This is a genomic window from Salinimicrobium oceani, assembly GCF_012037645.1.
The window spans coordinates 34,597-54,780 of record NZ_JAAVJR010000006.1 but is presented as its reverse complement, the minus strand read 5'-3'; the positions used below and the strand labels follow the sequence as shown (position 1 = coordinate 54,780).

At 40.0% G+C, this 20,184-nt stretch carries 25 protein-coding genes; 4 read left to right on the top strand and 21 right to left on the bottom strand.

What is annotated here, in order from left to right; genetic code table 11:
* Nucleotides 1–12: 12 nt before the first annotated feature.
* The 21 genes from HC175_RS11555 to HC175_RS11455 form a co-directional block, all read right to left on the bottom strand.
* Entirely contained in the window at nucleotides 13–609 is a 597-nt protein-coding gene (locus HC175_RS11555) for a hypothetical protein (RefSeq protein ID WP_168138660.1), read from the bottom strand.
* 30 nt (nucleotides 610–639) lie between these two features.
* Nucleotides 640–888, bottom strand: coding sequence for a hypothetical protein (locus tag HC175_RS11550; RefSeq protein ID WP_168138659.1), 249 nt, complete (start codon nucleotides 886–888; stop codon nucleotides 640–642).
* A gap of 96 nt (nucleotides 889–984) precedes the next feature.
* Nucleotides 985–3,462, bottom strand: a complete 2,478-nt coding sequence (locus HC175_RS11545) for a hypothetical protein (protein ID WP_168138658.1) — start codon at nucleotides 3,460–3,462, stop codon at nucleotides 985–987.
* Between the two features lie 3 nt (nucleotides 3,463–3,465).
* Nucleotides 3,466–4,068 carry a glycoside hydrolase family 108 protein gene (locus tag HC175_RS11540; RefSeq protein WP_168138657.1) on the bottom strand — a complete coding sequence of 201 codons (603 nt, stop codon included), beginning with the start codon at nucleotides 4,066–4,068 and terminating at the stop codon, nucleotides 3,466–3,468.
* Nucleotides 4,068–4,583 carry a carboxypeptidase regulatory-like domain-containing protein gene (locus tag HC175_RS11535; RefSeq protein ID WP_168138656.1) on the bottom strand — a complete coding sequence of 172 codons (516 nt, stop codon included), beginning with the start codon at nucleotides 4,581–4,583 and terminating at the stop codon, nucleotides 4,068–4,070. Before HC175_RS11535 ends, HC175_RS11540 begins: the two co-directional genes overlap by 1 nt.
* Nucleotides 4,583–5,074, bottom strand: a complete 492-nt coding sequence (locus HC175_RS11530) for an annexin (protein WP_168138655.1) — start codon at nucleotides 5,072–5,074, stop codon at nucleotides 4,583–4,585. Before HC175_RS11530 ends, HC175_RS11535 begins: the two co-directional genes overlap by 1 nt.
* A 4-nt stretch (nucleotides 5,075–5,078) precedes the next feature.
* On the bottom strand, nucleotides 5,079–5,264 hold the full coding sequence (locus tag HC175_RS11525) for a hypothetical protein (protein WP_168138654.1): 186 nt from the start codon (nucleotides 5,262–5,264) through the stop codon (nucleotides 5,079–5,081).
* Nucleotides 5,233–6,084 (bottom strand): coiled-coil domain-containing protein, encoded by an 852-nt coding sequence (locus tag HC175_RS11520; protein ID WP_168138653.1) that lies wholly within the window; start codon nucleotides 6,082–6,084, stop codon nucleotides 5,233–5,235. The genes HC175_RS11525 and HC175_RS11520 overlap by 32 nt, the downstream gene beginning before the upstream one ends.
* 4 nt (nucleotides 6,085–6,088) lie before the next feature.
* Nucleotides 6,089–6,352 (bottom strand): hypothetical protein, encoded by a 264-nt coding sequence (locus HC175_RS11515; RefSeq protein WP_168138652.1) that lies wholly within the window; start codon nucleotides 6,350–6,352, stop codon nucleotides 6,089–6,091.
* Nucleotides 6,346–6,708, bottom strand: coding sequence for a hypothetical protein (locus HC175_RS11510; RefSeq protein WP_168138651.1), 363 nt, complete (start codon nucleotides 6,706–6,708; stop codon nucleotides 6,346–6,348). Before HC175_RS11510 ends, HC175_RS11515 begins: the two co-directional genes overlap by 7 nt.
* Nucleotides 6,709–6,805: 97 nt before the next feature.
* The gene (locus HC175_RS11505; protein ID WP_168138650.1) at nucleotides 6,806–7,432 is read right to left on the bottom strand and encodes a hypothetical protein; all 627 of its coding nucleotides are present in this window, start codon (nucleotides 7,430–7,432) and stop codon (nucleotides 6,806–6,808) included.
* Nucleotides 7,433–7,487: 55 nt separating this feature from the next.
* On the bottom strand, nucleotides 7,488–7,955 hold the full coding sequence (locus tag HC175_RS11500; protein ID WP_168138649.1) for a hypothetical protein: 468 nt from the start codon (nucleotides 7,953–7,955) through the stop codon (nucleotides 7,488–7,490).
* A 54-nt stretch (nucleotides 7,956–8,009) separates the two neighbouring features.
* Nucleotides 8,010–8,678: a hypothetical protein gene (locus tag HC175_RS11495; protein WP_168138648.1), complete on the bottom strand. Its 669-nt coding sequence runs from the start codon at nucleotides 8,676–8,678 to the stop codon at nucleotides 8,010–8,012.
* Nucleotides 8,678–10,372, bottom strand: coding sequence for a hypothetical protein (locus HC175_RS11490; protein WP_168138647.1), 1,695 nt, complete (start codon nucleotides 10,370–10,372; stop codon nucleotides 8,678–8,680). The genes HC175_RS11495 and HC175_RS11490 overlap by 1 nt, the downstream gene beginning before the upstream one ends.
* Nucleotides 10,373–10,627: 255 nt before the next feature.
* Nucleotides 10,628–11,752 carry a sensor histidine kinase gene (locus HC175_RS11485; protein ID WP_168138646.1) on the bottom strand — a complete coding sequence of 375 codons (1,125 nt, stop codon included), beginning with the start codon at nucleotides 11,750–11,752 and terminating at the stop codon, nucleotides 10,628–10,630.
* A 216-nt stretch (nucleotides 11,753–11,968) separates the two neighbouring features.
* Nucleotides 11,969–12,214: a hypothetical protein gene (locus HC175_RS11480; protein ID WP_168138645.1), complete on the bottom strand. Its 246-nt coding sequence runs from the start codon at nucleotides 12,212–12,214 to the stop codon at nucleotides 11,969–11,971.
* A 314-nt stretch (nucleotides 12,215–12,528) separates the two neighbouring features.
* Nucleotides 12,529–12,897 (bottom strand): hypothetical protein, encoded by a 369-nt coding sequence (locus HC175_RS11475; protein WP_168138644.1) that lies wholly within the window; start codon nucleotides 12,895–12,897, stop codon nucleotides 12,529–12,531.
* Nucleotides 12,894–13,193 (bottom strand): hypothetical protein, encoded by a 300-nt coding sequence (locus HC175_RS11470; RefSeq protein WP_168138643.1) that lies wholly within the window; start codon nucleotides 13,191–13,193, stop codon nucleotides 12,894–12,896. Before HC175_RS11470 ends, HC175_RS11475 begins: the two co-directional genes overlap by 4 nt.
* A gap of 2 nt (nucleotides 13,194–13,195) precedes the next feature.
* Nucleotides 13,196–14,896 (bottom strand): hypothetical protein, encoded by a 1,701-nt coding sequence (locus HC175_RS11465; protein ID WP_168138642.1) that lies wholly within the window; start codon nucleotides 14,894–14,896, stop codon nucleotides 13,196–13,198.
* Between the two features lie 166 nt (nucleotides 14,897–15,062).
* The gene (locus HC175_RS11460; RefSeq protein WP_168138641.1) at nucleotides 15,063–15,272 is read right to left on the bottom strand and encodes a hypothetical protein; all 210 of its coding nucleotides are present in this window, start codon (nucleotides 15,270–15,272) and stop codon (nucleotides 15,063–15,065) included.
* 154 nt (nucleotides 15,273–15,426) lie between these two features.
* The gene (locus tag HC175_RS11455) at nucleotides 15,427–15,708 is read right to left on the bottom strand and encodes a recombinase family protein (protein ID WP_168138640.1); all 282 of its coding nucleotides are present in this window, start codon (nucleotides 15,706–15,708) and stop codon (nucleotides 15,427–15,429) included.
* Between the two features lie 152 nt (nucleotides 15,709–15,860).
* Between HC175_RS11455 and HC175_RS11450 the strand changes: the two genes are divergently transcribed.
* From HC175_RS11450 to HC175_RS11435, 4 genes are all read left to right on the top strand, one after another.
* The gene (locus HC175_RS11450; RefSeq protein ID WP_168138639.1) at nucleotides 15,861–16,217 is read left to right on the top strand and encodes a helix-turn-helix domain-containing protein; all 357 of its coding nucleotides are present in this window, start codon (nucleotides 15,861–15,863) and stop codon (nucleotides 16,215–16,217) included.
* A 683-nt stretch (nucleotides 16,218–16,900) separates the two neighbouring features.
* A complete protein-coding gene (locus tag HC175_RS11445; RefSeq protein ID WP_168138638.1) occupies nucleotides 16,901–17,119 on the top strand; it encodes a hypothetical protein in 219 nt (72 codons plus the stop codon).
* 111 nt (nucleotides 17,120–17,230) lie between these two features.
* Nucleotides 17,231–18,412: a VapE domain-containing protein gene (locus HC175_RS11440; RefSeq protein ID WP_317172108.1), complete on the top strand. Its 1,182-nt coding sequence runs from the start codon at nucleotides 17,231–17,233 to the stop codon at nucleotides 18,410–18,412.
* Between the two features lie 221 nt (nucleotides 18,413–18,633).
* On the top strand, nucleotides 18,634–19,503 hold the full coding sequence (locus tag HC175_RS11435) for a toprim domain-containing protein (RefSeq protein ID WP_168138637.1): 870 nt from the start codon (nucleotides 18,634–18,636) through the stop codon (nucleotides 19,501–19,503).
* Nucleotides 19,504–20,184 lie beyond the last annotated feature (681 nt).

The window sequence follows — 20,184 nt, the reverse complement described above, 5'->3', positions numbered from 1 at the left end:
GCTTTTACAGGGTTAAATTTTCTTTTTTGACGGGTTTTCTTCTGCCAGGGCATCAAAAAAAGCTTTCCTGTCATGCGGGCGGGATCTGCGGGCTTCAGCGATATCTTCATGCTTTACATCTATTTCCCAATGGCTGGACATGATCTCATGGCCGGTTTTAATTTCCTTCATTCCGTAAAGCTTCCCCATCTGCCGGTGAAAAATGATCCAGTTAAGATTTTTAAAGTTCTTTAGATTTGAGTTTAAGTAGATAGAGCTGCCATCTTTAGAAACTTCACCTAAGAAATAGGGATCTGCATCTATATAAACTACTTTCTGAAGCTTCTGCAGCTTCGCGGCATAATTAGCCTGGGCAAATCGCGCACCATTATAAAAGCTGTCAAGTAGATCCTCCAGGACCGGATCATTATGGGTATCTATATGATCCAGAGGACCAACTTTAAAAACGTGCATTTGTCTTGCACCTGGAAAGTTCTGATCTCTGATACTCCCTAAATGATTAGCGTAAGCCTGCAGATCTGCTTTTTCCTGGGCTGAAAATTCCTGATCCTGGGCCGTTGATGTTGCGGCCAGAAGTAGGACGAAAAAAAGGGTTAAAAATCTTTTCATTTTGTGATGCGTTGATGATTGATGATTTGATTAATACAGGTAGCTCGCCAGGATAATTGGCACCAGGAGAAGAAAAAAGTTCCTCCAGTTAAACCGGTTATCTAAATGCTCGTTGTAATGTTCGCGCATTGTAGCAATAAGTGCTATCTGAAGAAGGGTCCAAAAAAGACTAAACCCGCAAAATAAGGTGATAGCTCCAAAGAATACGGCCAAGATCGCGCCGTAAAGGAGCTGAATGTACCAGGTAGTGTTCTCTACTATTTTCAGGAATTTGTTCATTTAGATATTGTATTAGATTAAAATTGATTCAAAATTTATTTTGATACTGCTGGTAATTAACCAGAAGGAGCAAAGGAGTTATTCATTAACAGTAAACTATACATCTTGTACCGGTGATATTAAAAGGTCAACAAGGATTTCTGCAGTAGGTTGTATGTTTGCAGATATGAGTATTCCTCCTGCAACGGCAGGGGTAAAGGGGCTTATTTCCGCAGCGAAAACAGCATCTAGGCTTCCTGTGGTTGGAATAAACTTTACTTCACTGGAAGCTGATATGAGTTCATTTTCTATTAGGTATTCCCATTTTCCGGTGTCAACATTTTGCTTCCAGTTGGCGGCTTCTAAAACAAGATCTTTAATCCTGATATTACCCTGAGTGATCGTTTGCTCTGTTTCGGTACCGTCCGGTCCGATAGAAATAATTGCCTTTACTCCGGTAGAGGAAATAGTTTCGTAGTACAAAGTCTTGTCAGAATTTTTGGTTTTAATCTCCCTATCCCGGATCGCCCCCTGCAGCCAATATTGCAGGCCGGTCCTCCTATACCAACCAGGATGAAAGTCTAACTTGCAGCCTGTCGTAGCGGATTTTTGATAATATCCATTTCCTAAGAAATCGTGGTCCTCGGTGTTTGCTACAGTGAAAAAGCAGCCGTTGAGTTTGAGTATGTTATTTCCAAATGAAAAATATCTGAAAAGCACGTCTTTACAGAAGGTGTCAACTACCTGTGTCCAGGCAATCGCGTGTCCGAAACCAAAAACACTGTTTACTACAATGCTATTTGCGCTGAAAGACATAGAAACCTGGGCTACAAAATTTACCGGGTAGCTGTAAGCTCCACCGAACTGTACGGATTTTAATTTACCATGATTTAAAATATTTAAACTGGCAAAATTCAGGAGATCATCAATTTCTCCGGCGTTTTCTATATCAAAATCCTCCAGGGAAGTAACCTTGTTTATCGTACCGGTTTTTGCGCTGATCCTGCCTCCTGTAAAGAATACACTGTTTGTAATGTGGTTGCAGTCAATATCAATTTTATTGCTCTCTCCCTGGCCTTTTCCATGATCAAGAAAAATGGTATTCTCTAAGTGATCCACTTTAAACCTGGTAACTACCGGTTTAGGATTGTGGTTTTCATCAAGCGGAATAATGGTATAGTCTTTAACCTCAATTTCATTGAAGTTTAGCAGTAAGTCGTATTGAAAATAAGATCCATGAGTTTGCCCGGCAAGCAAATTATACTGGTAATAATCGCGCTTGTTTGGATCATCGGAAGGATAATAACCATAATTTGAAGCCTCGTAACCACTGGTAAAAGGATTTGGTTGTTCGCCTTTTAGGGTGAAATCCATAAGACTGAAGCCGTTTTGAATATCCCTGAACATAAATCTTTTATGCTCCTTTTTACTAAGCCCACTAATCCCTCCAACGTAATAAGTATGAGCAGATCCACCGTCTTTAGCTTCACTGGCAAGCTTATAAAGATCCTTATTCCTGTAGTCTATCCGGCTCCAGTGATCGTCATTCATCCTGAATCTTCTATACCTTTGCGCTCTCCAGTCTTTATCTGCCCGGATCTTCAGCTTTTTATTCTCCCGGTAAATTACAAGGCCTGGTCTGGTAGCCACTAATCTACTGGATCTATCAAAGATCTGAGTCTCATCAATAAGATATTCTACCTGGTCCCCTATAAAAGTCGCGCTCTCCGCTTCCCTGGAAAATTCATTTTCTGTAAGGGCAGTTAAAATGAGATCCTCTACCGGCGGTGCCTGGTTTTCGGCTGCAGTCATGCCGGAATAAGGCGTACCATCGTAAACATCGGTATTTAAAAGACCTCCAGGCTGCATAATAACCTTTCCAAAAGTCAACTTTTCAAAAGTAACTCCGGTAGCAATATCCTCCGGGGCAACTACCTGCGTAATCGTTAAAGACGTATCGCTTTCAATGCTCTGTATTACTCGGTCCCATCGGTACCCGGCATCCACAAAGTAGCTGATCCGGTCCCCTGGCTGAAGCTCCTGCATGAATATTGTTCCCTCTCCGGCAATTACATCGCTGTCTGCGGTTGCTGTGATAGTTCCGGTAAGATCCCGGTAGAATCGCTCCCGGATTGTTTTTTCGTGTACATATTCATTTTTATAAAATGAAGCCTGGTAACTTACCTTCATTCCCATAACCAAAGGAAGTCCCGGTACTGTAAAATATCCACCTTCGTAAGCTGTCTGAATAACAAAACTATCCCCAACTTTTCTGTTCCCGGTATAGGTTTCCGGCAGCCAAGTGATTGTGAATTTATCCCCGCTCGTGAGATCCGGGTAACTTATTCCACTGGCAAAGTGATGGTAGTAGTTGTAAAGAAGCTCGTCAACATGAGATTCTTCAATAATTGAAGAAGTGTCGCTTCCAGCAATTAAATATTTGGTCTGATAGCCTTTAAGCAGGTATTTTTGCCCTGGCAAAAGCTTCCCTTCATCCTTCAGGGCTTTTAGAAAATTATAGTCCCCTTCCTTGTATATATTCTGTAATGCAATATTACTTCCCCCTCCAACTTTATCGATAATTAACCCTGGCATAGTTTAGTTTTTTATTTGGTAGTAAATCAAAAAGCCCGCAACTGCAACGGTGACAACTGCTAACATGGAAATACCGGCTTCAGGTGCGCCGGCAAATTTTTTTAATCGGTTAAGCCAAACGTTTAAAAAACCGGAATTAAGACTACGGTAATGTGCTGCCCTGGCCTCGTTGTATTTTTCAATAAATCCAGCAGGATCTACACTGTTTACTGCAGCTAAAGTTTTAGGGCCAATTACATCATCTTCAGAAAGCCTGAAACCGAAGTAACGGTTTAGGATACGTTGAGCTATTAAAACCCCGTTTCCGGCGTTTATTTCGTGATCTATAATCGTGTTGGCAACTGCCTGGTTATTGATCAAGTTTCCTCCCTGGGCATTCCAAAAATATTTTTTGAATAATTCTTGAGCCTGGCTCTTGGTTATAGCTCTCATATCTGCCTCCACCGGGGGCCGACCTAAAACAGATTCGTACCAACGGGCAGAAATGCCGTAATTGGTACCAGCTAATTCTCCGCGTGAATTATAATTTCCGCGATCCTTAGAAAGTTTCTGAAAGCCTCCTTCGACCTGCTGCAGAAGCGGCAAATATGAATAGAAATCAGCCATTACAGAGTAACCTTTTTAGGTGTTGATCCTTTCCCTCCGGCCATCGACATAAGAATAGCAAGCAAGGCAATTCCTCCAATTGCGGGGAAAAGATATTTTGGCACCTTGCTATCTGTTTTTCTTCCTGATGGGGCTGTTATAACTACCTCCTTCAAAGTTTCTCCGGCTTTCATTGTTACAGTTGCAGGAAGATCTGCAAGTCTGAAGCCCTGCGCCTCAAAACCAACAAAAGTGATATAAACCTTCTTGTTTGGATCTGTGGAAGAAATACTGGCCTGGCCGTTAAAGTTGGTAGTAGTACCGGTATTTTGATTAAAATAGACATGTGCACCTGGTATCGGAGTTCCCTGATCATCCAAAACCCTTACGTTTTTGGTGATTTTGGTTGTAGGTGCCGGGGCTGAAGTTGTTCTATATATCGGCTGTCTGGTAGTTGTAATTGTTTGCCTGGTGTAATTTGGGTCCAAAACAGGTTTTACCAGGGGCCGGCTTGATAAAGTTCTAATTTCCATCATTACACTGAAACAGTTAAAAGGTTGGGGACTATTTTTTGGATCTCCTTCAGATCTGAAGAAGACAATTCATTTTGCAACCAGGTAATCAAGTGGTGCTTGCTGCTTGTCAATGGATCTCCCATATTTCCCCAGGTAAGGGAATATTGTCTTTTGCCAAAGGCCTTGTAAACCTTTACAAAATCATTTTCAGACAGATTAGTTAAAGCAGATCTTATCGCAGCTTCATCAGTCCCTACACTTTTCATTGCAACGTAAAGTCTTTCGGCAATAGCTTGGGCCTGTACATCGGTTAACTTACTTGCCGGGAAGCTTGGGTTTGTGCGTAGCTCTGGAAGTTCGTTTTGCTTTAGGTACTTATAACCAACATAGGTTACCCCTCCAACTGCTGTAATTGCCAGGACGGGTATAGCATATTTTGCTACTGCAGATTTGGTGTTGCTGACCAAAGGTATAGATGATATTGCCATAGATGCTATTGCTAAGGGGATCATAATGTTAGATCATGGTTTTGAGCAATTCCCAGTTCTCATTGAGCATTGCCCTGGCTTTCTTACTTCTTGCCATTTCCTCAAGGCGGCCTATTTCCTGTAAAGACAAATTGTTCGCCATAAATTGAAGGGCCTTTGACATTTTGGCTTCTTCAGCCTTATTAGATTTTGTCACTATTACTGTCGCTGCCATCAGAAATTATATTGTGTTTGATTAAAAGTGAATGATATTGATTCATAAAGTCCTGGTTGCCTTTTACGGCCTCTATTAAGACATAGTAAGCTGCTGCAACGTGATCATCAGATATTCCAGGATTAGAAATCGTATCTACTACCTGGGATTTAGTGTCGCTCAATTGCGGCTGCTGCGGTGAGTTTAATCCAGGGTTAGGCGGGCCACCTTTAAAAGACTGGATCATAGAAGGAATGACTGAAGGATTAGCTGCCAAAGCTTCTACCAACTTATCTACTGCAGAAGGTTTGCTGTCAGCCCCTATCTTGTAGGTAAGGCATTCTGTTTCCAGTTTCCGGTTTTCTGCCTCCAGGCGTTCTAATTTTGATTTAAGCTCGCTGTTTTCGCTCTTTGTTTCCCTAAAGCGATCGGCATCACTGCGCATACTCATAATTTCCGGGAAGCCAAGACCGAAACTTGAAGGGGCACCCATGAGACCGGGTGAATTATATTGTTGCGGCGTGGCCGGCCTGCTTGAAGCAGACTGACCACTGGCAGCAACGTTATCTTCAGCACCCGTTGAAAGACTATAATTTAAGCCACAACCTTCACGAATATATGTTGATCCATTTTTGCGCTTTTTGACAAGCTGTATAGTTTTTACTCCCTTATCCAATAGATCTATGAAATATTGTTCCAGGGTTTTACCTCCGGCAGTCAGATCTTCATAACCGGCGCATTTTTCAATAGTTCGGTTGCGATCTACATCGTAAATCTCAAAGCGATTTGCACCACTTTTCTTCAACCATTCGAATAGTTCGTTTAATTGTGGTTTTGCCATTGTCTTAACAGTTGCTTACCGGTTCCCCATAATAAACCATGAGGTTCCGGCCTCTTTTATCGTTTCCTTCAAATCGTATTACTACGTCATTATCCATCACCATTTGCGAAACCCCGGCTAAGAAACTTTCACCAGGTTTAACAGGGGAATGCAGGACCCATACAGTTTCAGCTCCGAAATTGTAGAACGTCGGTTCGATCATTCCTTTAAGGCTGAAGTTGTCCTGATCCTCGGTGATCTTTTTATAGCCCAGGGTTGCTTTTAGCATTGCTTATCTTCTTGTATAATTCCGAATACAATTTCTACCTCAAGATCTGTGGCGGTAGCCAAAGCTTTAGAAGTTGTGATCCTGGCAGTGATGGTACTACCCCCGGTAAATTCAATAGGCTTAAATCCGTCCAGGTACTGGCCGGCGTTACTCCTTTTCCAGAAGTCAACATTCATTGGCGTTGATACTTCCTGATTGCCTTCAAATAATCCCAGGCTAACAAGCTGCCCTGGATCTTGGTTTACTGCTACTGCAGTAACAATTCTTTCTCCTTTATCCAGGAATAGATCTTTATTTGCGTTGGTTTCACCTACAGGCAATACTACCCGTAAGGTTTTCCAGTGTACTTTTCTCATTTGTGGAATTTTTTAGGTAGGAATCGGGATAAAAAAAGCCCTACCCAGCCAAGCAGGTAGGGCTTTTTTTAACTAATTAACTCACCAAATTTTAAGATTACTTCTGCTTTCTTTGAGTTTTGAAACCTTTCAGTCTTACCTCGATGTAGTTAACATCGCCGGCTGCAGCAGGGGACAGAGCTTGACCTGCAGGAAAACGTAGATCCCATTGCATTGGCTGATCGTCAACCAGGTATTGGAAAGATTCAAGATCGTGGTAGTAGTCCTCGTTGGCTGCAGGAGAAACTTGCTTACCAAGTTCAGCTACAGGAATAGAAACTACTTCCCTTCCATTTTGAATGATTACAAGATCCGCGTTTCTCAGGGCTGCCGGAAGTTTTGTACTGGAGTAGTCCAAAGCTCCTTCCTGACCTTCTGCAGTTCCTTTAGCGAACCCAAGAGCGATCTTATCAAATACTACTGCTTCGTTCTTCGGAAGAGAAGTTTTTGATATTGTAGAAACACCATCTACTTTGGTAGTGTTCTCGTCAATGATTGCCCAACGACTTGAAGCGTTAGTTGCATTTCTACGGACGTAAACTACTGTAGGTTTAAGACCGGCTTCGATCTCGCGACCCATACCAGGCTTAATTAAACTTGCTAATTCAGAAGAAAAAGCTGTAGATATAGCTACCAGGAATTGAAAGGCAGCAAGAATTTTTGAACGGTTTGCGATTGAGTTCATTTTTTACTGTTGTTTTTTGATTGAATAATGATTGATGATGATTTTGTTGGACCGGTTACATAAATACTGCTGATGAGGCAGTTTCTTCTTCCTGGTAAGAAGCTTGTACTTGATAAGGGTCTGCGCTTCTTAATGCAGGGAAATTGATTACCGGGCTTGCAAGGGCAGGCACGTGGTCACAAGGACAGGCAAGACCAACCATACCACCAACAAACTTGTTAGCTGCAGTTGATGTTTCGTTAATAGTGATTTGCCGACCTGCAAAATGCTTGATCAATTCAGATCCTTGACGGATTCCAATACCTAAAAGGGCAAATTTTACCAGGTTTTCAGCACTGGTTTTTCCTTTCAATGAAGCTGCACCCAAAAGGCCTACTGCTGCCATACCTCCTTTAGCAAGCAAAGCCTGCTTTTCAGGTACGAAAGTCATAATACCTCCGGACAAAGCTCCACCGGCAAGCGCACCACCCAGAGAGAGGGCATCGTGGCTAACATTTGCGGCTGTAATTTTACCGAACTTCATAATTAATTGTTTAAAAGATTACTGATTAAAAATTGCGTTGCTTTGCCGTTGTTTTTATTGCTTTTTCGCTGCAGCACTCCAGGCGATCAATCCGAAAGCTGCTGTAAATACCCAGGGTAAATACTGCGGAATATGTGATGTTTTTTGTTGCTGTTCCTGGTTTTCTGTTCCTTCTTTATTCACGTCAATAATTTTTTTGTGATACGCTTCAGTTATTTTTTTCCACTTGAAAACCTCCGGCGTTGAACCATCGAAAGAGGAAGATTCTGTTATTGCCATACCGTACTGCGGGACCAGACCAAACTGTGCCAGGGCTTTTTCATAGGCGGTGAAAACTGCTGAAGCTGCTTCTTCGCACATTTGAGCTTTTAACCGGGCTGCATTCTCCAGGGAAGTGATCATGGAAAAATCTGCTTCCTTTGCGTAATAGGACCGGGCCACATTCAGGGATTCTACTACCTGGTTTACTGTATTGATGAAAGCCTGAGAAGTAAGAATTTCCTGGTTTGCCAGCACCCCAAGATTTAGGGTTACTTTCATAAACCATGGCTTGAAGCTTGAAGCGAACCACTCCGAAACGTCACCAGGGATTGAAGCATCAAGGGCGTTGATATTAGGTGCTTTTGAAAATAATCCGGTTTCAACGGTGGATCTCAAAAACTCCGCAACCATACCGTTACCGGCAACTTCAATACGACTGATTAACCTCTGATACCAGACCATTACTTTTTATTTTTGATCATAAAGAATAAAGGCAGGGCTGCGGCGGCTATACCTCCAACAATTAACCCTGTATTACTTGATTCTTTTTCAGGTTTGAGATTGCCTACAGATCCATTACCGGTTGAGCCGTTGGCTTGCTGTTGCAGGCTATTATTCCAGTTTTTAAGGCTTGACTTATCTACACTGTACACGTAGAATTGGGTTTGATCCCAATACCGGTCCTTTTTCAGGTCGTGGCCGGCTTTGATCAAGTTTGTGATAGGATACCTGTTAACTTCAGAGGATTTGGCATCTACCTGCCTCTTTGTTACGCGAACACCTATTTCCTGGAACTTCTTATTGAAACCTTCCAGAGTTTCATTTGCAAGCCTGGTATATTCTTTAGTAGCCCAATCGTTTGCCAATCTTGTAGATTTTGCCCTTGAGTGATTATGAAGAAGTCCCTTTGCAAAAGCGGCGTTACCTCTTAGCATAATATCGATAGCTGTCATTTTTTCGGCTACGTTATCCATAGTGGTTGCGGAAAGCTCCTTTTGTAACCAGGGATAGACCATTTCGCCAAATTGTGCTTTTTTCTTTTCAGGAGTAGTTGAAGCTCCCCAGGAAGAAAGACCATATTTTAGCACGTTGCTAATGTTTCCGGAAAGATCCAGGTTATCTAAAAGGCCTTTAATGATGTTTCCGAAAGGAATTGCACCTGCAGCTAATTCCATACCTGCATCTACTATTCCTGCTGTCTGATTCCCCCCTGTAGATCCACCTGTGAAAGATCCACTGGAGAGCTTAGAGAAAGCATCACCGAAACTGAAACCTAATCCCGAACGGCCAAAAGCGGAAGCAAAACCTAATCCTTTAGGCCCTCCAAAAGCCTGTTGTATAGCCAAAAAGGGAACATATTCTCTTAATTCAAGAGGAAAAGTAAGACCCTGAACAGTAAGACCTTCGGGGACGATCTTAATATCAGGATCTTTTCCTTTAGCAGTAAATGTACTTACGCGGTCGCGGATATCATTCACTGACTCAACGGGTACTCCTTTTTGAAGAAGAAAGGCACAAAACTTATCAAAATTCTCTATTATTCGCTGTGTGCGCTCGTCCTGCGGTGCATTCAGTCCAATGTGTTTTAGATTCATATTAAGATCTACTTTTTCGATATAACTACCTTCTACATTCCGGTGCTTCGTGGCATCCAGGACGAACGTTGCGTTTTTATTACTGCTGCTATTTTGATTTTTTGGGACTACAACATACACGTGCGTAAATTCTTCGGGGTAGAAATAAGGCTGCCGGACCTGCCGGATAGCGTGTTTTATTCCCAGATTGGAAAGAATTGAACTTGCAAATACACTAAAGCTTTTACAATCAACCCCGGAGGATCTTTGCATCCAGGTACAGGCGGGGCTTCTCAACTGTTGTAAAGCCCCGTCTGCTTCATACTGGATATGACTGTAAAGGAAGTTGTAGATATTATCTACTGTTTCCTTCAAATCCCGGCCAACAAGTTTAGGAGCAAGTTTTTCTGTTTGGAACCTGAATTTATTAATCCAGTCCCGCATAGCATCTACAGTGTGAAAAGTATCGCCCTCACCTAAATTGGTGCGCTCGCATCTTACACGTGGGATAAGTTTACTGTACTCTTTCCCATCTTTCAGATCGCGCTTTAAAGCTGTAGATATTCCTGTTTTGTTAGCCATTAATCAAAATGCAATGAACTTTTGTTTAGCTCTCAGGCTGCTAAAGTGGGGAAGAAAAAGGTTGCGGTTTAAGGTTTGGGAAGGAACTGAGAGACTTATCTACAATCTTGCAGCTTTAAGAACTAATTAATTCTCTTATCGGATTTACAGGAAATTTTTTTAAAGTTTAAAAGGTTTAGGAAAGTTTAAGGCATAAAAAAGCCGTTGCAAGTTGCAACGGCTATAAGATGTACGGTTAACTAATCTTAATTTATTTCAATGCTGTCTTGGAAGAATAATTGTAAAAGTCGTACCGCTTTCTGCAGTGCTTCTTATTTTTATTTTTCCCTTATGTTTATTTACTATTTGCTGCACGATAAATAAACCAAGACCATGACTGTTTTTTCGTGTAGGATCTCCCTCGGTCTTAGTAACCTTCCCTGTTGTCATCATGTCTCTAATTTTCTCCGGAACTGGCAGTCCTTCATTGTGAACTTCAAAATACGCCTCATTGCCTTTAGCGGAAGTTTTTACTATGACAGGGCCTCCTGGTTTTCCATGGTGCAGGGCATTAGTAATTAAATTCGTCACTAATTGATCGAGGCGTAGAGCGTCCCATTCCCCCTGTATCGAGCCTGTAGACTCAAAGACAATGTTGGCTTCAGGATAACCCAATTGCATTTCTTGAACTATCTTCTCACTTTGAGTAGAAAGATCAACAGTAGATTTATTCACTGTCATTCCAGTTCCCAATCTCAAGTTTGTTAATTCCAGAAGATTGTCTGTCAATTCTGACATACGCTTTACACTAGAACTCAGACGTTCAACCAAGGACCTTTCCTTTTCTGATAAATTCTTGGATAGCTTGAGGATCGACTGTATGCCTGAAATAGTAAAAAGGGGATTGCGCAAATCATGTCCTAAGATACCTATAAACCAATTTTTACTTTCATCGATTTTATATTCAAAGCGCTCTATAGATAACATCCATAATTCGTCAATGGCCTCATTAAAACGAATCATTTCTTGAAAATCAGTTTCCAGTTTTTCTGTCTTACGTTTTACTTCCCACAGTCTTAATATACTGGCCCTAAGAGCTCTGAACTCGGAACATAATTCCTTAATAGTAAAACCGATGTCTGCCCGTTGTTCACCATGGAGAATAGAAGCTATGGTTTCACTAACCTGCAAAGTTTTATTACCTTTTGATTTTACTTCCTGTTCCGCAGCGTTTTGTTTTGTCTCCATGTCTTGTACTATCCTGTCAAGCATATCATTAAGATGATCCTGAACCTCCTCCAACTGCAGTTTGTTAACAAGACTTATATTGTCCTGAGCATATTTCACCCATTCCATAACAATTTCTTCTTTATTGCTTTCAATGAACTGCGAGAATTTCACGTACCGAGTATTTGTTTGCATTTTTAAAGATATATATTTTGAATGAATTTTCCTTCTTTAATTCAAATGGCTCTAACAGATCGCTTTTTCCTATTTAGAAGTCAGACTGCGTAGGGATATTAACAATGGAAATATAACGGTACGATCCACGCCGGATTTTCCTCTGAGATTTTATTTTCTAAAAGGTAACTTGAACTAATCCCATTTCCTGGGGAATTAATCCAGTTCATGGAGGTACCCTTCAGGTGCATCATGTATTTCAACAATCTTTTTTAGTACTTTTCTGTTCAACCACTGCTTATTTTTCAATTCTTCTTCAGATTTGTGGGGGTATACCATTTGTTGGCAGTACAGGATATCTTCCCTTAAAGTTTTTTCCGGAGTTTTGGGGTACATCTTAAATACTTGTCGCTTGAAAGCACCACAGGGCAAAAGTTTCTTTATTTTTTTTTCGGGAAACATAAATGAGAGTTTAGGGTTGTTAACGGTTATTTTTCTTGCGATTGGTTTGATATAGCGCGGCGGCCTCTTTATAATTTACGGCCATAATCATAGTACTTTTGTTCTTCCCAAAGTAGAACTCTTTCAGGCCTAATCTTTTTAGTTCCTTTTTCTCATCTTTTGTTTTTTTCCTTTGTTGAATCGTTTGATGGTGTATTCGGTTCATTTTTAGAACTGAATAAACAGCACGAACTAAAAAGATTAGGAATATGGAGGAAAAAAGGTAAGAAGTGATGTTAAGGATATTCATCAGTTAAGTTATTTAGGTTATACGATTATTTCAAGGTGATTGCGAGTTGAGTAAAAGTTGGCAATTGTTGATCTATTGCCATGAAATAGCGATTGCAACGGCTTTTTTCATAATCTGTAATATTGCTACAGCTGTAGTTTTTTAGAGCATCAAGAAGAACATAGGCTTTATGCAGGCTCAACTTCACCTTAGATTTTTCTGCCGGGTGTTGCTGCACTGTTTTCTTGTTGATCTCATACCAGAGCTCCACGGTTATTGAAAGATCCTTTGCGTATATTTTATTATCCGATGTTTCCAAGAGAAATTGAAGGGTGCCGGAGTAATGATTGATGGCACATTTGAACAATTGCAGGTCCTTTTGAAGTACCTTTTCTAACTTTAGTTGTAAAGTCATAATCTGTGGCTGTATATTTTTTCGTTAGTGGAATTGTTATAGAATTCAATGATGTTGGCAGAAGAAAGCAGGGGAGTATTATAAAAACGGCGCATCATTCCTTCAATAATTTGCCTCTCCCCAAGGGGATTAAATTTTAATAAACTATACCATACAGGATTGCAAAGGCGGCCCCTGTTATTCTGGTATTTCAAATGATCATTGCCATTTTTGAGCAAAATTGCCATTTGGATCTTACTGCAGTTCTTACAGTAGATCTTTTGACCGGCACCACAAGTACATCTTCTGGAGCTCATAATTACCGTTGATTAAGTTGGAATTTCAGATTTGCCTTCTTAAGGATCTCTGGCAGGTGGGCAGAAAGTTCTTTGTTTCCTAATTGCTCTACCTTGGTGAAAAGTTCCTGCAGATCATATTTGCCTCTTAAATAATCCCGTACATGTTTATCTGCCTTCTGTCTTTCTGAAAGGCGGCGTTTTCTGTTTTTAGCCTTGATTCCGGTCTTGTTTTCTGTAGATTTTTTAGACTGCAGATAAACTTCATGTTTTTTCCAAGCTTTCCGCGTGTATTCAAAACCTCCTTCTTTGGCCGTTGTGCGGGTAGTGTCGAAATAATCTCCAGGGAAAAGAAGATTAAACTCTTCGTGCTTTTTCAGGAATCGGTTTACGCTCTGCAGGCGGTAGCGTAGTTCAGGAATCCTTGTGAGAATGTTGTGTTTATTGCTACTGAGGCCTCCGGGAGTAATCCATTTTTGGGCCATCCAATGATTATACGCCTTCATCCAGCTACCGATATATGGCTGCTTGTCCTTCCAGAGTTTGGCCGCGGTCTTAAAAAAATCCTGTAGAACGAGCTCTTTAAATTCATCCCGGTCCAGGGTACCGGCATAAGCTTCCTTCTGCAGGATCTCAATGCGCAACGGCGTGTAGTTGTCGAACCGGTGCGCGGCAAGATCCTGGGCAAAATCTTCCTTATCCTCTATTCTTTGCCGTAAAAACTGGCTCAAAGAAAGTTTTTCGCCGGCGGCGGCAACTTTTTTTTCTTCACCTTGCTTCCGGGTGTTTCTGATAGAAGAAGAATTAAGTGACGTGAGGCCTGTGGCCGAACTCCTTTCTTCAGAATGTTTTTCAACATTCGCTTTTATTTGAAACTTATTTAAATCTGTTCTATTAGATACATTGTTATGTGGTAACTCTGTCCGTCCGCCAGAGGTAACGCATTGATTTTTAATAGCGGCTTTTTTGGAGGAATAGTTGTCTGTAATGGTTAAAATTTGAGGGTTGATACGCATTTTAACAGGCCGCGAGGAACCTTCAAAAATATAGTCCTGTAAGATCCCTGCTTCCTCTAAACGTTCCCTGTATCGCCTGAAAGTGCGGTTGCAGATCTTAAGTCTTACCACTCCATCTTCTTTTGCCCTGGTGATCCATCCGCTGTGAAGTTCTATGTAAGGAAGTTTTCCAGGCACATATACATCTAACTGTATGCGCTGGTATTGTCTCTTGTACAGCTGCTGGTTATAGTGCCACAAAATGGCTGCAAAGACTTGTTCTGCTGGAAATTTTACCGTCTGGATTTTGTCCTTCTCTGCAATCATCCCGCTCTCCTGGTTAAAATGTTTTATTCGCTCATTTCTTTCCCACGTACTGAGGGGAGCAATGGAACTGTAGAAGCGGCTGAGAAGAATTTTCTGTTCCATTTGCAACGGCTCTTTCTCCCGCCGTTGCTTCACCTGTTTATTATAAGACTTTATAGTCACATTCTCTGCTAAAACTCGGTCGTTATAGGCATCAACGGCTTTACGGTAATTAGACATTGTTTCCCTGATATTCTCCTTTGTAAGGATTGGGTGAACAAATTGTTTTGTAGCCGTTGCAGCCGTTGTTTCTTGCTGTGGAAAACTTTGTGTTGACTTCTTATTGACATTAAAAATCCCGTTTAATTCTAATATTGCTTTATTAAGCATGAGGGAGTTATCATTATTATTGTATGTTTGCATTACTCTACTTTTTGTTGGAAGACAAATTGTTTTAGGAGGGCAGGGGTGCCCTCCTTTTTATTTCCTAATCTTCTGGAAAATATCCTATCTCAAATTCCTGTTCATAAAAAATGGGGCGGCCTATGCGAAGACTTCGCCCCATTTATGGAGCTTTTGCTCCCGGGTTTCATTCGTGCATTATTTCAGCAACTAACATTTCTAAATTTTCAGGTCGGTACTTCTCAGGCAGTTTATCATAGACGGATTTTTTCTTCCGATTTTTACGCCTGCTGTACCTTTCCTTTTCTTCTGCAATCAACTGCACAAATGCCTCCTTTTCGCCTTCATCTAAGGCTTTAAAAGTGGCATATACAATATGTGCGGTTAACTGACTCATTACTTCTAAAATGTACTGTAGTGGTTAAGTCTGCGATTATAATAATTGGTTATGGCCCTGCTGTTCTGAATTGGGAAATCAAAAATTTTTCTACTTTTAAGTTGTGCAATCAAGTGGGCTGTTTTCTCTACTTTTTGTTCTGTACTCATTGTAATTATTGATTTAGTTGACCATTTTCATCGGTCTGGGTTAATTTTCTTCTATTCTCTTCCAGCTCATTTTTACGCTCTTTTAATTCATGATAGTGATTGAAAATTGCCCATTCAGCATTAATATCCTCCTGTTCACCTCTCATTATGCGGGTAATTGTTCGGGCATTATATTCTTCAGATCTTCTTGGTTTAATTCCCTGGTCGTTCAATTTCTGAGCGATGTCTTTGGCATGATCCTCTTCCGATATTTCTTTTAGCTTCTTTATTTCCTTTTTCGTAATCATAATTTATTATCTTAGTGCTCGATATTTACAGTATTTGACAATAACTTATACTATTTTACATCATTGTGTAATTAATTACAGTACAAACTTATAAAAATTATTACATAAAAAATAGGTTATGTAAAATTTTATAGGCTTAGATTTTTAAATGAATGAATATTAAGAAGTTACGCGAAAAGACAGGATTGTCTCAAAAGGAGTTCGGTGCCAGGTTGGGATTGACTTCTCAGAGTATAACGAAGTTCGAGGCTGGTGGGAATATTACCGAAACGGTAAAAAAACTAATCCGGTACGAGTTCTCTCAATTTCTTCCTGAAGGAGAAGGGTTAAAAGTTGGGGCTGACCATCAGCTATATGAAAAGCTGAAAGAAGAAAATGAAATGCTCCAAAAAAGAGTGAAAGATCTGGAGTGTGATAAGGAAGATTTAAAGAAAGATAAAGAAATGCTTCAGCTTCACATTCAAACTCTCACAGGAGAAAGAAGTGCAGATAAAAGTAAAATAGCCTAAAGGTAGTTCATAAACTTCCGCCCGATTCGCGAAAGTAAAATTAATTGGAGTAACGAAAAAAAAGAGTAAGTGCTGTTTTAGGCACTTTTTTTAGAAGAATATGATAGCCCTAAAGTCGGCACAAAATCCAGAATAGTAAAGGATATAAAAGGGTAAAAAAAAATATAACAGCAATAAAAACAGAGGTTTAAGAAAAACAGGAATTTGGGATTTAGTACTTAAAATCCAATGAACAGCAATGTTCGTGCGGGTTCAAGTCCCGCTCCGAGTACTTTAAACCCTTATAATCAGTTGATTATAAGGGTTTTCTGATTTTAAAAAGTTTCTATTACCGACACTTTCCCGACAAAGCAATGATATTACCACTGCATTTCTTTTGATTTTATATTATTTGATCTGACACCCTTTTTTATTAGTTCATTTGCCTTTCCTGTTAACTTTAGATCATCTGAGTTTGAAAGATTGGATACAATAAATGACGGTGTATGAAAAATTGGTTCCTGATAATTCTTTAAGAAATGCTGCTTTTAATGAGATTTTCATAATTCTACAGCCTGAAATTAGTTAAACTTCCTTCAAGAGTTTAGAAGTTGTCTTGCTCTCATTCATCTTTGAAGGACGAGAATCAGATCACCGGTTGCTGTTCGATGATGAACAGAAACCTAACCTTTAATTTCTAAGCTATGAATTATGTACAACACATGAACATCTTGATGGAAAACATCAGGAAGGATCCCAGGCTGAATCCTACCCACATTAGTCTCTACCTTTCCCTATTCCGACTTTGGAACATTCTGCGGTTTCCTGAATCCTTTTATATTAACAGGGAGGACGTGATGCAGGTGGCAAAAATAGGAGCCAAAGGCACCTATCATCGTTGCATAAAAGATCTGGATAACTAGCAGTACATTTCTTATATGCCTTCTCATAATCCATACAAGGGAAGTAGGATAAGGTTGTTCGAACTCAAACAGGTGGCAGTTAATGAAGGGGAGATCTAAAAAAATGGAGCTGTGAAGGACGAACGTAAAATATACCAGGTCTCCCGATCTAATAAGAAGACAATTTATGATGTGATGCTGAATTACATCAATAAGAAATACGATATCCGCTATAATGAGATCACTCATGATATTCAAATATCCTTTAAAGATGAGCACATCTGGGAGAAATTAGCAGTGAATTCATTTCTCATAGAACTGGCCCAGGCCAATATTGAAGTCACTTTATCAAAACTTGAAATTTTCCTTAACTCTCATCTGATTCCAAAGTTCAACCCTATCAGGGAATACTTTGAAAATTTACCTCAATGGGATGGAGAAGATTATATAAGTAAACTCACCGGTTATTTACCATTGAAAGAACAAGCATTATTCGAGTATCATTTTAAGAAGTGGCTGGTCCGGAGCGTGAAATGTGCTCTGCAGAATAATTATTTTAATAAGCAATGCCTTGTCCTGGTGCAGGCACAACAGAATTCAGGCAGGTCAACCTGGTGTCGATTTCTGTGTCCTCCTGAACTGGAAAATTACTTTGCTGAAGACATGAACACAGATAAAGATGCAAGGATCCAGCTGGCAAGGAATTTCCTGATCAACCTGGATGAGTTGTCAATCCTGGCTAAAAAGGAAATAAATGCTCTTAAAGCTTATTTTTCTAAAACCATGATCAATGAAAGACTGCCGTATGATCGGAAAAATACTTCCCTCCAAAGAATTTGCAGCTTTATAGGATCAACTAACAGAACAACCTTTCTTAATGATGAAACAGGATCTGTCAGGTGGCTATGTTTTGATCTTCAGGGGAAGATCAATTTTGATTACCGGAAGGAAGTAAATATAAATGATGTCTGGGCACAGGCTTATTATCTTGCTTATAGCGAAGAAAATTTTGATCCGGAATTGTCCTTACAGGATATCCTTCAAAATGAGGAGCGCAATAAACCTTACAATGAACCTACAATGGAGGAAGAATTTCTATCGAAGTACTTTGAGATAAGCAGTGATCCACAGGAATTCATGACAGCTTCAGATATTATTGCCAGACTTAATTGTATTAATTCCCGGCTGAATGTGGTTAGTATGGGGAAGGCACTCAAGAGCCGGGGATTTGAGAGGATAAAGGAGCCTAAGCGGCAGGTTTACGGTTACCTGGTCCGGCCCCTTTTTAAAGCTTCTCCTTTGGAGCTTTCGTGATATATAGGTAATATAAAATAAAGTAAAAATTACTTACCTACTTACCTATTTAACGGAAAGCCGCTTCAATAAAGGGTTCTGAGCGGGTAAAAGAAAAAATAAATGACTTACCTGTTTCTACCTGGAAAAGGTAAGTAAGGTAGAGAGGAAAATAAGGGCTTAGGTAAGTTCCAGACCAGTAGGGACGCGGTAGGTAAGATAGGTATGTGAAAAGTCGTAAAATGGAGAGTAAATTATTAGATTGGAAGAAGGCAAGGCAAAAGAGTATCATCAAAGTTCTCGGAGACATGGGTATTGCGCCTAAAACCCAAACCGTCAAAGCTGCCTGGTATCTGAGTCCGCTGCGAACAGAAAAGGAAGCATCTTTCTGTGTTACATTGAACAAAAACCTTTGGTACGACTTCGGAATTGCAAAAGGAGGAAATGTGATAGACTTGATTATAGAATTAAAATCCTGCTCTTCAATTGAAGCCCTTCACTACCTAAGCAGCCAAACTTCTTTTTTCTTTATCCCGCCGGAAATCGACCAAACTAAAAGAGATGAAACACTTCAAGTATTTAAGGTTAAAGAAATACAACACCCGGCACTAATCCAATATATTCGATCAAGATCAATATTAGTATCAACTGCTCGGAACTTTTGTAAAGAGGTATGGTACAAGTACAATGGAAGAACTCATTTTTCAATCGGCCTTCCGAACTCTTCAGGAGGCTGGGAGCTGAGGAATAAGTTCTTCAAAAATTCAACGGCTCCAAAATCTTACAGTCTGATCGGTCAACAAAAAGAAAAGCTTCTACTATTTGAGGGAATATTTGATTTCCTATCCCTGGCTACCATGGATAAAGATTTAATAGCTTCATCAGATAGCCTGGTGCTCAATTCTCTTGGCTTTATAAGTAGAAGCTTGCCACTGCTGAATAAGTACCAGAGGATTTATTTATATCTGGATAATGATCATGCTGGAAAGAAAGCTGCACAAAAAATAAAAGTACTTCCATTGAACATCCGGGATTGTTCCTGTACCTATAAAGGTTCTAAAGATTTAAATGAAAAACTTAGGCTGCTACCGCAGCAATTTAAAAAGCTTTAAAAGAAAACATTCCTCAGTACATTCCCCTTCGCTCTGCTGCGGGAAAAGAGCCTCGGAAAAGATCTTGAACACATGGCAGCAGGACTCTCTCCATTTCGCTCCCGGGAAAATCCAGTCGCTCCATTTCGGTCGCCACTCCTACCACGAGTTCGCTAAACAGAATTTCAATTCAAATTAAATACAAAAGAGAATCCTCCTTCACCCTATAATTCTTCCCATGCCTTCAGGCAACCATTTTCAAAATGCAAAGCAATGTAATTCGGAAATTAGTCGGCCTGGATGAACGGGAAAATACTTTTCATAATTATCACTACGGCCTATCCTAATTCCGAATTACAAAAAAAGAGCAATAGAAAATGGTTGCGCGAAGGCTCTACGGGAAGTAAATAAATATAAGATTAGCCGATGTTCAGAGGGAAAAAATCAAAAAGAAAATGGAAGACGCTTCAGGATACAATAAGTAAATAAATAGCGTACTAAAAAAATGCCTAATAATTATATCTCATTAATTAAGTTAAAAATAGGAGTTTCTTATTCTCAATGCTTAGGAATTAAGTGTTTTATGAGGATTAGGTGAAAAATCTAAACGCTTTTAATAGGGAAGAACATATATTTATAAATAAACTAGAAAACTTTTTTTGTTTTTTAGTTTATTTTGGTTTTATCTTTGCATTCGATTTA